Source organism: Miniphocaeibacter halophilus (assembly GCF_016458825.1).
Classification (GTDB): Bacteria; Bacillota; Clostridia; order Tissierellales; family Peptoniphilaceae; genus Miniphocaeibacter; species Miniphocaeibacter halophilus.
Window position 1 is genome coordinate 172,467 of the sequence record NZ_CP066744.1, and the last position, 13,486, is coordinate 185,952.

Sequence of the window (13,486 nt, forward strand, 5' to 3'; positions counted from 1 at the left end):
GTATATATTTACTTAAAATAAAGGTTCTTTGTCAAATGGTGTTGGTATACAATAAACTAACAAACTACTTTTATATCAGGCAGCTATATAGTTGCCTGATAATTCTTTATTGGCTTCATTAAATTTTTAATTATAAAAACCCTATTTCTAAAATTATAAAATGACCTATATCCAAAAACTATTCTTTTTATACTTTTAATAAGATTATTAGTACCTTCCAAGGGTCCATTTGTAATGTCCGTACTTAAAGTGTTTTTCACATATTCAAAATATTTTAACAAGGTGTTTATAGCTACTTTCATTTGCTCACTTACTGTATCCTTAAATAAAGTTAAATGTTCCCTTAATCCTTTAGAATTTTCACATCTAATATCAGATAAAAGAATTTGATAAACCTCATATGTTTTCTTTAAATTATCATCAATAGCTATAGTTTCATTTACTACATCAGATGTGCTTTTCCACTTACTAAAATGTGTCCATTTACTAAAGTGGATTATATCAAGTTTAGAAGAATCCTTTTGAATTAGCTTCCAATATCTTTTTAATCTTTTATATTCAATAGAGGAAGTACTAAAGTTTTTCATTATTTCAATCCTTGTTTTTAACAAAGCTCTGCCAATAAGATTTACAATATGAAACTTATCTAAAACTATTTGAGCATTAGGAAAAACATCCTTAATTAATGACATATAAGGTTTATATATATATATATACAAATATATTTAACATTTGCTCTTGCTTTATAGGTAAACTTTCTAAAATATTTAGTTAAATAAGGGAGAGTACGATTTTCAACAATATCTATAATATTAAAATTCTTCCTATCACCATTACAAAAGATAAAGCTCATACTGCCCTTAGCATCTTTAGTGGATTTGAATTCATCAAAACACAAAGTTTCAGGCAGATATGACTTGTTAACTCTAAAAGCCTTATAATTAGCCTCTAAAGAACGACTAACAGTATTAGAAGATACGTAATTTAACCTAGCAATATCCTTTTGACTTATTTTCATAGTTAGATTTTCAGTTATATGTAATTTTACCCTATTTGAAATAAAACAATTTTTCTCTACAATATTGGTTTTTGCTGTAAAAGTATGAGAACATTCTTTACAAAAAAATCTTTGTTTTCTTAATTTTAAAATAGTAGGATCTCCATTTAGTGGAAGAAGTTTAATATTTGATATTTTATTTCCGTGCTTAATAATTGCATTCTTGTCCATATTTCCACAAATTGGACAAACATTAGGAGTATAAGAAAGTTTAGCGTCTATAACTTTATATGTTACATTGTTCTTTCTCATGTTATTGCTGAATTTAATAAATTTAATATTCTTATCTTTTATTCCTAAGAAATCTAAGATATAATTACTTGTAGACATAATGACCTCCGATTGGTATTTTGTAGTGAATTTATTGTATCGGAAAAATGGTTGTTATGTCTCTTTTTTATAAAAAAATGGTGCTGGAGAAGATTTTCATTTTCCTTCACCAACACCATAAATTATAGAACCAAAATAAATATATACTTTTAGACTTATTTTATTTTATTGCTGCTAGTTTGTGTAAATTTAAAGTCAATCCACCATCTACTGTAAAATCTGTACCTGTAATAAAGGAAGCTTTATCGCTAGCTAAAAATTCAACCATATTTGCAATATCCTCTGCCTTACCTGTTCTTCCCATAGGTGTTACAGATTTTAAGAAATCCATTTGCTCAGGATGTTCCCTTGCTGCTTCTTCAGCCATTGGAGTTAAAATAATTCCTGGAGATACTGAAAGGATTCTCGCTCCCTTTTCTCCATATTTTTCTGCATTCTTTTTAACTAATAATCTAACTCCCTTTTTAGAGAAATTATAGGCATTTGAAGAATTGCCTTCCATTAATTTTTCAAGTTTATCTAAGTTATTATCCTTTGACGGTTCTTGTAATAATTCATTATATTCCGGATTATCAGGTATAACTGAGCCCATCATGGAACTAATTAATATAAGTACAGAATCCTTACTTAAATAATTATATAGTTCATCTATTAGAATTTCCGGTCCCATTAAATCTATTTCAAGTGTTTTTCTTACATCTGCACCGTCTCCACTTACCCCAGCAGAGTTTACTACTGAACCGATTTCCCCTAAGGATTTAGCATATTCCAACAAATCTTTTACAGAGTCCCTTTTTGAAACATCTCCAATAAAATATTTTGCATTTACATTTAAATTACTTAACTCTTTTACGGCTTTTTGTAGTTTAACTTCATTTCTTCCTGTTATTACTACAACGCCTTCTGGAAGTTTCTTTGCACATTCAAAACCTATGCCACTTCCTCCACCTGTTACAATATGAACTTTCATTAAAATTCCTCCTTAAAAAAATCAAAAAACATAATTACAATCTACCTATATATTACATATTATACTATATCCAACCAAGTTTTAAAATTTGGTGCAGGAAACTCCCTATTTAGTATTTTTAATTCATCTTCATTTAAGACTATTTCTAAAGAGTTTATATTGTCCTCTATATGTTCTTTCTTTGTTGCTTTTGGTATTGCTATAGTATTTTTTCTATTTAATACAAATCCAAGTAATAGCTGATAGACAGTTATGTTACGATTTTTTGCTATTTCTATAATCGATTTATTTTTAATTAATTCTTCTCTTAAATATCCTCCTTGGGCTAAGGGACAATAGGCCATCATTACAGTATTATTTTCTATCAACCAATTCTGTAAATCATATTCTGTACCTCTTGAGCCTAAATGATACAACACTTGGTTTATAACACAATTACTGCCATTTCGTATTGAGAACAATTCCTTCATGTCATCGGTGTCAAAATTAGAAACACCCCATTGCTTAATAATTCCCTGTTTTACCATTTCTTCAAAACAGTCTATGGTTTCTTTTAATGGTACAGTCCCCCTCCAATGAAGAAGGTATAAATCCAAATAATCGCTTCCTAGTCTTTTTAAAGTATTCTCTACTGCTGAAAATATTTTCTTTCTAGAAGCATTGTGGGGATAGACTTTAGAAACAATGAATAAATCCCTTCTATTAAAATCCTTTATTGCCTCTTTAACTATTAATTCAGCACCGCCTTCGCCGTACATTTCAGCTGTGTCTATTAAATTTAAACCCTTTTCAATTCCAAACTGTAAGGCTTCTACTTCAGACTTTCTTTGTTTTGAGTTCTCCCCTAGCCTCCAGGTTCCTTGTCCTAATTTTGGAATGTAATTTCCATTTTTTAATAATAACTTTTCCATTTTTCTCCTAAAATAATATTTATAATTTTTTACTTCCTATTTGTTTTTATAAGTTACCAAACATCTATATTTAAATATTATGCTAACATAATTTTTTATTCAAAACAAATTAATAAGTAAAAAGGAATATTATGTTATAATCATTTATATATAGAAAGGGAGGTTTAAATGAAAAGATTAAAATTACTAATTTTATTTTCCCTTATGGCATTAATATTAACTAGCTGTAACGGAAAAAACAATAATGAAACTACTAGTACTCGTACTACAGAAATAAATGGAAATGATGACACAAAGCCTTATTCTTTAGTTGATGGTAGTGAAATTTCTGAAAAAGATAAATATAATCCGGTTATTGGAATAATGTTGGACAACCATCCGGAAGCTATGCCTCAATCTGGTTTTAATAAGGCTAGTATAGTTTATGAATTTAAAGTTGAAGGAGATTTTACAAGATATCTGGCTATTTTCCAAAATAGTGACGCAGAGTTAATAGGACCTGTTAGATCAGCTAGACCTTACTTTGTACAAACCATTGCTGAATTTAACGGTATTTTTGCTCATTTTGGCGGTAGTGACTTAGGTATGAGTACCATATCTAAATTAAATATAGACAATTTAAATGGTATGGAGTTAGAAGGTACAACTTTTTATAGAAACAAGGAAGTTAATAAAATTTCTCCACATAATGCCTATACTTCAATAGAATTATTAGATGATGCAATTTCAAAAAAAGGATACGAAACCGATAGAAAATTTGATGGTTTTAAATTTGATTTAGACGGAAATAAAATTTCACAACAAATGGACAATGGAAAAAGTGCTACTGAAGTTCATATTCCATTTAATTCAACCTATATTGTAGATTTCAAATATGACGAAGCTAAAAAATCTTATGAAGTATTTAGAAATGATACTCAAATAGTCGATGAAGCAGATGAAGAAAATGTTTATGCAAAAAATATTATTATTGAATTTGCTAGCAGTAAGGTAAATGGACCAGCTGGTACTTTAGAAATATCCCATATTGGTAAGGGAAGCGGTAAATTAATTACAGAAGGAAAAGTAATTGATATTAACTGGTCAAAAGATACTGCAACAGACAGAACAATTTTCACAAACTCCGATGGAGAAGAAATTCTTTTAAACCCTGGTCAAACTTGGATAGAGGTTGTTGAAACAGGTACAAACATTGCAACTAATTAAAAACACAAAATATTTACTATAAAAAAAGCATCTAAATGTTAGTTTTATTCTAACTTTCAGATGCTTTTAAACTTTATTACCTTTTAATTTATTGCCTTTTTTCTTAATTCTTCATAATAATCCAAATCCTTTATAGTATCTCTACCATAACAAACATTAACTAAGGCTAGCAGAGTTTCCGGTAGACTTAAATCATCTTTATAAGCTATAAATACGCTACTCCATTCCGGATTGAATTTATTTTTATATTTTCTTAATCCTTTAAATCCATAAATTTTATTTCCATATTCATATGCTAAATTCACTAACTTTTCCTTTGTACTTGAGTAACGCTTGTTTCCAACATTTGATAATGGCGCTATTCCTAAGTCAAAATATTCGTAGCCATTTTCCTTTGCCCACTCAATAATAGTAATAAATAACATATCCATTATTCCATCAGGTGCATCATTTTTATGTCTCATTAAGTCAATGGAAAGTACCTTACTACCTTTAATTGGCATCATATTTGCAAAGGCTTCAATTTCTCCTACTTCATTTTCAATAACAAAAATTGGTGCTCTATTAAGATAACTTTCTTCAAAAGCTCCTAGAGAAAAATGCATTTCTTCTCTTTTCCCTAGCCATTCATCAGAAACAGCCTTTAATTCCTCCATGGTTTTATTATCATATGGAGGCTCTATAACTTTAAAAGACAAACCCTTTGTTTCCATACTATTAATGGTTTTTCTTAAAACCTTGTTCCTCTTGCCCGCTAAGTTAAAATTTTGTACATCTACAGTTGCGCTTTCACCAATTTTTAAAAATCTAAATCCTATACTCATATAGTCCTCTAAATATTTACCGGTAATTTGATAAAAACACACCTTCATTTTATTTCCATAAGCCCATTCAATAAGTTCGTCAATAGCATCTTCAAAATCATCTGGTTCCCCTGCCGGATCACCTAAAACAAGTATATTGTCCTTATATGGTCTATAAAGAAACATAACTGTTCCTTTTTCATTTAAAAAATAATTTTTATCATCCATGTAAAAGAGATGGGTGTATGGAGTATAAGGATATTTTTCATAAAACTTATTAAATATCTCCATACCCTCATCGGTATTTTTCTTAAATTCAACATGTTTTCTATTAATTCCCGCCATTACAGCAAGTACAAGTATTGCCACCAATGGACTGAATAATACATAAATTGGATAGTTCTTTATAAAATCCAAAGAATATTTTCCAGTTCCGTTTAAAAAATCAACTTTATGGGTTATATTAAAAAATATAATATAGGTAATAAATATTAAGAATACAAATACCGAATTTTTAATAAGATGACTTTTATTTAACCTACCTGTTGAAGCTTGAAAATACCTTCTATTTAATAATAAAGCCATAGCAATTACTATACAAATTACAGCTTCAATATAACTTCTTCCCTTACTTAAATAGATTATTGCAGCTATAGTTAACAACATAACCGACAAATTATGGGCTACCTTAACCATGTTTTTTATTCCATTTGATAGGACAACAAGCAATATACCAATTACTAGGGTAAACCGCCTATTAAACATTATCATATAATCCGGAAAGAGCCTTCCCATTACTCTAATTTTAATAAATAGTCTAGGCATTGCTACAGATAATATGATAATTACACCGGTCATTAATACTGAAAAAGATAATAGTAAGGACATAAAATTAGCTTTTTCAAAAACTTGCTCGCCAGATTCATCCTTTGGTGAAATCATAAGTAATATTAATCCAACAAGCCAAGGTATAATTGTATAACAAATTCTACAAATTAATAGACTAAATACTATATTAGGCTCTCCATAACCCATCATTTTAAATAAAACCATACAGGCAACTTCAAATGAACCTAGTCCACCTGGAATCATACTTATAATTCCAACAATTGTTGCTAATACATATACAATACAACTCTCCATTAAGGAAATTTCTGGTTGATAAAACTTTATTGTAAAAGCGAAAAATAAAGCAGCTAAAAACCATTCAAATGTAGATTGTAAGGTTAATAAAACTCGTAATTTTAATTGTCCCTTAGCGAATATAGAATCCTCATCGGTTACGTATTTTTTAATTGGTAATTTATCGCTAAAAATAAATAAAAGAACTACTGCAAACATTAAGACCATTAATGGAATTAAAGTAGGCTTACCTATTTTTATCAATCCTATACTGGAAGGTAGAGCTAAGGAAAATAATCCTATAATGTCTGAAAATAAAACTATAAACATAATTCTATTTACTACTTTTCTATCAACATCGAATTTATTATAGGAAAACTCCCTAATTGTAAGTCCTGCAACTCCACCAAAACCAATGAAATTATTAAAGGACTGGGATATCCAACCAATTCTAAAAACTTCAAGTTTAGGCATTTTCATCCTATAATAAGCCGCTAAAATAAAATCATAAATCGCTGCAAAGCTAAAACACAACAAACCTAATGCTATAAACATAAATTTTTGCCAAAAGGTCATAGTTCTTGCCATTCTCAGCAATTCTCTAGCATCTAATCCCCTTACTTCTTTTACAATCACATATGTAGTTAATAAGATAATTAAAGTTATTAAAATGGCCTTTATAATTTTCTTATTTTTTCCATAAAACTCTTTTATTCTATTCATATACTTTAACTCCTAAATATAACAATTATACTAAACATATTATCATATAGTAGATTATTTTTAAATTAACAAAAACAATCTTAATAATTATTTAATAATTGCCTAATATTTCAATCTACTAATATAAATATTAAATTTTGTTATTTTTATATAAAAATATTTTACAAAACTTCTATTTGACATGGTTTTAATGCTTCTAATGCATTTTTATGACTTTCTACTGTTACACCTGCACAGCAGGAAGAATCTACAAGAATATTAGTTTCCGGTAAAAATGCCTTAATAGTTAAAGCATTGGATATTACACATATATCCGTACATAGGCCTATTATTGTAATTGAATCTATTTTTTCTTTTTTATTTTCCTCATATAGTAATAAGGCCAAATCCTTTGAACCAAAAGTCTCTTTATCAATAGGAGTGGTTTTCCTTAATTTATTAATGTCCTCTTGAATTTCCCAACCAAAAGTTCCCTTTATACAATGCTCAATTGGTAAATTCTTTCCTTCCAAAGTATTAAGATAATCTTCATTATGAGTATCTCTTGTGAAAAATACTCTTCCCTGAAAATCTTTAATTTTTTCTATTACCTTTGGCACAATTGCTTTAGCCTCTTTAGTTCCTAATGATCCATCTATAAAATCATTTTGCATATCCACTACTATTAAAATATTATTCATATCTTCCCCCTTAGTTTAAATATAATAACAATTTATAGCTTTCGCCATACCTTTCTACTATGTTTCTATAATAATTATATCAAATAGTAATTTAAATAAAAAAAGACTAGAATTTCTAGTCTTAAAAAGATAATTTTATAATATTTTTATATAGGACAAGGGACGATATTACTAGCAAGAAGATAATAATCGTATTAATATACAGGGCAAAATTTTTAAAAATTATATTAATGCCAATTATTAGCATTGTTCCTACTATTCCAATTAGAACTATAATAAAAGTATTAATACTTTGCTTTACTAGTTTAACTTCATTTTCCCAGTTGAAATTTAAAAATTTCAGGTTGATTTTTAGTCCTAATATTGCAATAAATACCATAAAACTTAAAACAATAAATATGGCTATTAATATTTGTTCTATTTTAAAACCGCTTTTAATTACCGACAAAATATATACAAGTACGGCTGGGATAATAATTGTTAAATTTAATAGGATTTTACTATTATATAAATTTTTATTATCAATTGGACTACTTTTAATAAACCAGATGTTTTTTCCTTCATAGGAAAGGGAAACATGGGTTGTACATGACATAGAAATCATCATACAGGCAATATAGGGGTATATGTTTCCAATCATCGTTAAATCTATATTTCCTACTAAGGACCCTATACTTTCAAATCCAAATAACAGTATCGTGCCAGATATTACTATTAAAAGAATAGGTCCTATTATCGTATTAAGGGCGTAAATTCTTGAATTAAAATAAGATTTTAACTCCTTAATATATAAGGCCTTTAAAATTGATTTTTTAGAAAAGGCCTTTGTTTCTATATCTTCACCACTATTTTTTTTCTTTCCTTTATTAATATTTATTTTTAAAAATATAGAATTAATATAAACTACTGTAATTAAATAAATAATTACTGATGAAGCTATTACTATAAACAAGTAAAAGATACTATTGTTTTTAAAAATATTAAAAATCCAATTTAATGGAACAATATAATACATAATTGAATTTAAAAATTCCCTTACAAATAAAGTTACACCAGCTATAGAAAACTCCACATCCATATATTTAAATGGTAAATAAGTAGAAAGGAAAATCACAATTATTGTTAATAACAAGGCCAAACCATTGTATAAATAATTATTGTTTTTAAATTCAGATAAGAGCCTACTAAAAACCGAACTTAATATTAAAGCTAAACTAATTGAAATTACAGGAATAAATAAGGTTAGCAATACCCAACTAACAATTGTTAAGCTTGAAACTTTGACAAATATAAAATATACAATTGCAAAGGGTATTGTAATTAAGAGGTTAATTAGTAAATTATAAAAATATATTATTATAAATCTACTTTGCACTATCCATAGAGTTTTTAATGGAAAAGTCATAAAAATATCCTTATTTCTAAAACTATAAATTTGGTCTCTAGCTTTTGAAAATGTTGCTATAAAAGAAATAATAAATATCAAGAAAAAAATCAATATTGGAATATAATCTCCCAAGCCTAATTCTATTAATACAATTGCCTGTCCAAAAATATATGAAACTATAAAAACACCTAAAATTACAAAGGTAAGAAACATTCCCTTATTATTTTTAATATAATTTTTGATATTTTTAAAACTAAATTGTGATTTAATATTATATTTCACCAAGGTAGTAATGTTATTTAACATAATAGTTCTCCAAATATATTTCCTCTAAAGTTTTTTTACCAATAATGGCTTTAGTTTCACCTTCAGCTATTATTTCTCCATTTTTTATTATTAAAATATTAGTACATAAATTTTGTGCTACTTCCAGCACATGGGTTGAAAATAATACTGCACCACCATTTGCACATATTTCCCTCATGATTTTTTTTAATTCAAAAGATGCATTAGGGTCTAAGCCTACAAAAGGCTCATCTAGAATCAATAATTTAGGATTGTGTATTAAGGCGGAAATTAAAACAATCTTTTGTTTCATCCCCCTTGAATAAGTGGAAATATTATCCTGTAAAGCATTTAAAATTTCAAAACTTTCACTGTATTTTCTTATATATTTTTCCCTATCCTCTGTTGAAATATTAAAAATATCGGCTACCATATTTAAGTATTCCAGTCCTGTTAAATTTTCATAAATATCCGGATTATCGGGAACATATGCCATAACCTTCTTACAACTAATAGGATCTTCTAAAAGGGAAATACCATCAATAAAAATATCACCTTTTTCAAAGTCATGTATACCAACTATACATTTAATCATAGTTGTTTTTCCTGCTCCATTATGACCAATAAAGCCAACAATTTCCCCCGATTTAATTTCTATATTTAAATTTTTTATAATTTCCTTTCCCTTTTCATAGGATTTAGTTAAATTTTTTATTTCTAATATATTTTTCATAACAACTCCTGTTTTAATTTAATGTTAAAAGTATATTATAAATTAATATAAAATTATATCGACTGTTTAGATATCTTTTTTATACTAATATACTTTTACGATACAAAAATAGCATTTGGAATTTTTTATTTCCAAATGCCTTTTAATACAATTAGCTTCCTATTTTAATAAATTAAAAATTAATACAACAACCAAAACAATTTCAATAATTACTAAAGTAATTAAGTAAAAATAATAAAAAATATTTTCCGGTATTATTTTTGTTAATGGTGAATTTACTTCTTTGTTTTTAACTAATTTAACTATTTCAGATAAACAAATTATTAAAAAAATTACTATAAGAATATTTATCATAATATCTCCCTCATTTTCTTAAAGAAATTATATCATATAAAAACTATTTCCAAATTTATATCTTATCAATTTAAACATATATTAAAAATAGTATATAATTATATTATAAATTAAATAAGGAATTGATTAAATGAAGAAAAGAAAACGCACTTATATTACAGAAATTTTTATAGTTATACTATTAATATTCCTATCTGTTTTTATAATTGATGGAAAAAAATTTTACACTATTTCAAATGATGAAATATTAGAGCACAACGAAGATTTACTATATCAGAGTATGCCTACTGCAAAAAATGTAGAGTTGCTCTTAAATAAAGACTTTAATCATACATCGCTTTATATTTATAAATTAGATGATACATATGCTGTCTTTAGCTATAATAAAAGCTTGTTTTTAAATAGGTCCATCTTAAATTCCTATACCTATCAATTAAAGGACTTAAAGGAATATAAAATAACTGTATCAAATCAAATTTATGATAACAACTTTTCAATTTCAAGTGTAAACAATCAAATAGAAGTTGAAAATAATGCTAAACGCAATAAAAGTCTACCTTTAAACTTAATAAATATAACTGTAACAGTATTAATTATAATATCAGTATATTTTGTAGGAAATAAGCTGGTAAAAGATAATAAAAAGGATGAATAAATATACTATTTGGAGGAATTATGAATACAATATTTCAATACTTAGATTGGCGTGGGGATCTTAATATAAATATTGCAAAATTTAACAATATTGACGCTTTAATATTAGCAAGATTTTCTTACTTACCTTTTGATAATATAGTTCCTAGAGAAATAGACAAACCTATTACAATAAAGGAGGCCTATAAGCTTTTTAGAAAAGACAAGGACTTAAAAGATAAACTAATTCTTGAAAATGATTATCCTTTATTTAAAGAATTGGCAAAAAATGAAAGATTTAGAAATATGAAACTATATACCTATGTAAATGATGTTGATGAAAAATCTGAAAAGCAGTTTTCCGCCATTACCATAGATACCTTGGACAACAATATCTTTGTTTCATTTCGAGGAACTGACAGTACCTTAACAGGATGGAAGGAAGATTTCAACATGAGTTTTATGGATGTAGTTCCTGCCCAAATTGAATCAAAGAATTATTTGGAAAAAATTTCCGGTAATTTCAATTTACCAATTAGGGTAGCAGGTCATTCTAAAGGAGGAAACCTGGCTATTTATTCATCTTCCTTTACTTCAAAAAAAGTTCAAGATAAAATTAAAAAGGTTTATAATTTTGACGGTCCAGGACTAAACCCTATTTTAATAAAAGAAAAAGGCTATAGAAATGTTTTAGATAAAATCCATACATTTTTACCCCAATCATCCATAGTTGGAATTTTATTAGAACATGAAGAGGATTACAGTGTAATACACAGTTATGAAGATGGTTTAACCCAACACGATATTTATACTTGGGAAGTAATGCGCAGTGACTTTGTTTATTTAAATAAAGTATCTTCCGATAGTGTATTTATTGACAGTACAATAAGAAATTGGTTAGCAAATGTTGATGAGGAAAAAAGAAGTCAGTTTTTTGATGCAATATTTGAAATATTCGAAATATTTGAAATTAATAATAAAACCAGTATTGACGTTTTAAATACTAGTTGGCTTAAAGCAGCTAAAATTGTATTTTCTTCATACAAATATTTAGATGATGAATCTAAAAAAATGATCTCAGAAATTTTTTCATTATTAATCAAATCTGCAACTGATAATATAGACTTGCTAACACCAAAAATTTCTATTTTTAACAAAAAGAAGGACTAGAAAATAATTACTGGGGAATTTTTATTTAATTATTTTTAATTTTAGAATACTCCCATCCATAGATATACATTTTATTCTTAATGTTTATACTATAGAGGGAGTATGCCGTTTTAAATTTTCTACTTTCTTAAATAGAATAATACTAATATGTTTTTTATCGTAGCTCCAGTAATCCCAAAAATATCCTACAATGTTTTAGAGACAAATCCCTTAGCTTCTTTTAACTTCTTCATTGCATCGTCCTTACTACTATTAGTAAGAATCATTACTATCGCAACCTTTACATTCCTGTCAGCTTTTTCAAAAAACTCCTCTGCTTTCTCATAACTGGAATCTGTAGCTTCCATTATTATTCTTTTAGATCTTTCAATTAACTTTTCATTTGTTGGTTGTACATCTACCATTAAGTTCTTATAAGCCTTACCTATACCTATCATTGAAGCTGTGGAAATCATATTTAATACCATTTTTTGAGCAGTACCTGATTTTAATCTTGTTGAACCTGAAAGTATTTCAGGACCTGGAGAAATATCTATTCCATAATCAGCAATTGAAGCCATTTCAGAATTACTATTACACGAAACAGAACCTGTAACAGCACCAATTCCCTTTGCATATTCTAATGCAGAAACAACATAGGGCGTTCTTCCACTAGCAGAAAGTCCAACTAAAATATCCTTTTTAGAAAAATTAATATCTTTAAGATCTGTAATTCCCATTTCTCTATTATCTTCTGCACCTTCTACTGCATCTACAATTGCCTTACTCCCACCTGCTATTAGACCAACTACCATTTCATTACTTACTCCAAAAGTTGGTACACATTCTGAGGCATCTAAAATACCTAGTCTTCCACTTGTTCCTGCCCCAATATAAATTAAACGGCCACCATTATTAAAAGTTTCAACAACAGCATCTACAAGTTTTCCAATCGTTGGTAAAACCCTAGCAATTGCTTTTGGCACATTTTCATCTTCTTTATTCATTAAAGAAACTATTTCCAAACTATTTAGAGAGTCTAAATTTTCCGAATTCTTATTTCTTTTTTCAGTGTCAAGTTTGCTTATATCCATCTTATAATTCATTACATCCCTCCAAGAAATGTCTGTAATTATATATAAA

General features: G+C 27.4%; 13 protein-coding genes. 3 read left to right on the forward strand and 10 right to left on the reverse strand.

Annotation, left to right across the window (positions count from 1 at the left end; genetic code table 11):
- Positions 1-83: 83 nt before the first annotated feature.
- From JFY71_RS11975 to JFY71_RS00860, 4 genes are all read right to left on the reverse strand, one after another.
- A complete protein-coding gene (locus JFY71_RS11975; protein ID WP_263457739.1) occupies positions 84-692 on the reverse strand; it encodes a transposase in 609 nt (202 codons plus the stop codon).
- The gene (locus JFY71_RS11980; protein ID WP_263457740.1) at positions 683-1,387 is read right to left on the reverse strand and encodes a transposase family protein; all 705 of its coding nucleotides are present in this window, start codon (positions 1,385-1,387) and stop codon (positions 683-685) included. Before JFY71_RS11980 ends, JFY71_RS11975 begins: the two co-directional genes overlap by 10 nt.
- 160 nt (positions 1,388-1,547) lie before the next feature.
- Entirely contained in the window at positions 1,548-2,357 is an 810-nt protein-coding gene (locus JFY71_RS00855; RefSeq protein WP_243661161.1) for an SDR family NAD(P)-dependent oxidoreductase, read from the reverse strand.
- 59 nt (positions 2,358-2,416) lie between these two features.
- Positions 2,417-3,268, reverse strand: a complete 852-nt coding sequence (locus JFY71_RS00860) for an aldo/keto reductase (protein ID WP_243661162.1) — start codon at positions 3,266-3,268, stop codon at positions 2,417-2,419.
- Between the two features lie 168 nt (positions 3,269-3,436).
- Between JFY71_RS00860 and JFY71_RS00865 the strand changes: the two genes are divergently transcribed.
- Positions 3,437-4,474, forward strand: coding sequence for a DUF3048 domain-containing protein (locus JFY71_RS00865; protein WP_243661163.1), 1,038 nt, complete (start codon positions 3,437-3,439; stop codon positions 4,472-4,474).
- An 83-nt stretch (positions 4,475-4,557) separates the two neighbouring features.
- On the opposite strand, the gene mprF is transcribed toward JFY71_RS00865, so the two are convergent.
- From mprF to JFY71_RS00890, 5 genes are all read right to left on the reverse strand, one after another.
- Complete coding sequence (gene mprF, locus JFY71_RS00870; RefSeq protein WP_243661164.1) at positions 4,558-7,122, reverse strand: bifunctional lysylphosphatidylglycerol flippase/synthetase MprF; 2,565 nt, start codon at positions 7,120-7,122, stop codon at positions 4,558-4,560.
- A gap of 161 nt (positions 7,123-7,283) precedes the next feature.
- Positions 7,284-7,802 (reverse strand): cysteine hydrolase family protein, encoded by a 519-nt coding sequence (locus JFY71_RS00875; RefSeq protein ID WP_243661165.1) that lies wholly within the window; start codon positions 7,800-7,802, stop codon positions 7,284-7,286.
- A gap of 121 nt (positions 7,803-7,923) precedes the next feature.
- On the reverse strand, positions 7,924-9,495 hold the full coding sequence (locus tag JFY71_RS00880) for a hypothetical protein (protein ID WP_243661166.1): 1,572 nt from the start codon (positions 9,493-9,495) through the stop codon (positions 7,924-7,926).
- Positions 9,485-10,198, reverse strand: coding sequence for an ABC transporter ATP-binding protein (locus JFY71_RS00885; RefSeq protein WP_243662114.1), 714 nt, complete (start codon positions 10,196-10,198; stop codon positions 9,485-9,487). The genes JFY71_RS00880 and JFY71_RS00885 overlap by 11 nt, the downstream gene beginning before the upstream one ends.
- Positions 10,199-10,366: 168 nt before the next feature.
- Complete coding sequence (locus tag JFY71_RS00890; protein ID WP_243661167.1) at positions 10,367-10,561, reverse strand: hypothetical protein; 195 nt, start codon at positions 10,559-10,561, stop codon at positions 10,367-10,369.
- A gap of 130 nt (positions 10,562-10,691) precedes the next feature.
- Between JFY71_RS00890 and JFY71_RS00895 the strand changes: the two genes are divergently transcribed.
- On the forward strand, positions 10,692-11,216 hold the full coding sequence (locus JFY71_RS00895) for a hypothetical protein (protein ID WP_243661168.1): 525 nt from the start codon (positions 10,692-10,694) through the stop codon (positions 11,214-11,216).
- Between the two features lie 20 nt (positions 11,217-11,236).
- On the forward strand, positions 11,237-12,364 hold the full coding sequence (locus tag JFY71_RS00900; protein WP_243661169.1) for an Mbeg1-like protein: 1,128 nt from the start codon (positions 11,237-11,239) through the stop codon (positions 12,362-12,364).
- 185 nt (positions 12,365-12,549) lie between these two features.
- Here the strand turns inward: JFY71_RS00900 and murQ are convergent, their stop codons facing one another.
- Positions 12,550-13,449 carry an N-acetylmuramic acid 6-phosphate etherase gene (gene murQ / locus JFY71_RS00905; protein ID WP_243661170.1) on the reverse strand — a complete coding sequence of 300 codons (900 nt, stop codon included), beginning with the start codon at positions 13,447-13,449 and terminating at the stop codon, positions 12,550-12,552.
- Positions 13,450-13,486 lie beyond the last annotated feature (37 nt).

Bases quoted from the DNA above. Each gene is read 5' to 3' on its own strand.
- JFY71_RS11980 (WP_263457740.1), bottom strand. From the start codon at position 1,387: ATGTCTACAAGTAATTATATCTTAGATTTCTTAGGAATAAAAGATAAG.
- JFY71_RS00895 (WP_243661168.1), top strand. From the start codon at position 10,692: ATGAAGAAAAGAAAACGCACTTATATTACAGAAATTTTTATAGTTATA.
- JFY71_RS00860 (WP_243661162.1), bottom strand. From the start codon at position 3,268: ATGGAAAAGTTATTATTAAAAAATGGAAATTACATTCCAAAATTAGGA.
- JFY71_RS00900 (WP_243661169.1), top strand. From the start codon at position 11,237: ATGAATACAATATTTCAATACTTAGATTGGCGTGGGGATCTTAATATA.
- JFY71_RS00875 (WP_243661165.1), bottom strand. From the start codon at position 7,802: ATGAATAATATTTTAATAGTAGTGGATATGCAAAATGATTTTATAGAT.
- JFY71_RS11975 (WP_263457739.1), bottom strand. From the start codon at position 692: ATGTCATTAATTAAGGATGTTTTTCCTAATGCTCAAATAGTTTTAGAT.
- JFY71_RS00855 (WP_243661161.1), bottom strand. From the start codon at position 2,357: ATGAAAGTTCATATTGTAACAGGTGGAGGAAGTGGCATAGGTTTTGAA.
- murQ (WP_243661170.1), bottom strand. From the start codon at position 13,449: ATGAATTATAAGATGGATATAAGCAAACTTGACACTGAAAAAAGAAAT.
- mprF (WP_243661164.1), bottom strand. From the start codon at position 7,122: ATGAATAGAATAAAAGAGTTTTATGGAAAAAATAAGAAAATTATAAAG.
- JFY71_RS00865 (WP_243661163.1), top strand. From the start codon at position 3,437: ATGAAAAGATTAAAATTACTAATTTTATTTTCCCTTATGGCATTAATA.
- JFY71_RS00890 (WP_243661167.1), bottom strand. From the start codon at position 10,561: ATGATAAATATTCTTATAGTAATTTTTTTAATAATTTGTTTATCTGAA.
- JFY71_RS00880 (WP_243661166.1), bottom strand. From the start codon at position 9,495: ATGTTAAATAACATTACTACCTTGGTGAAATATAATATTAAATCACAA.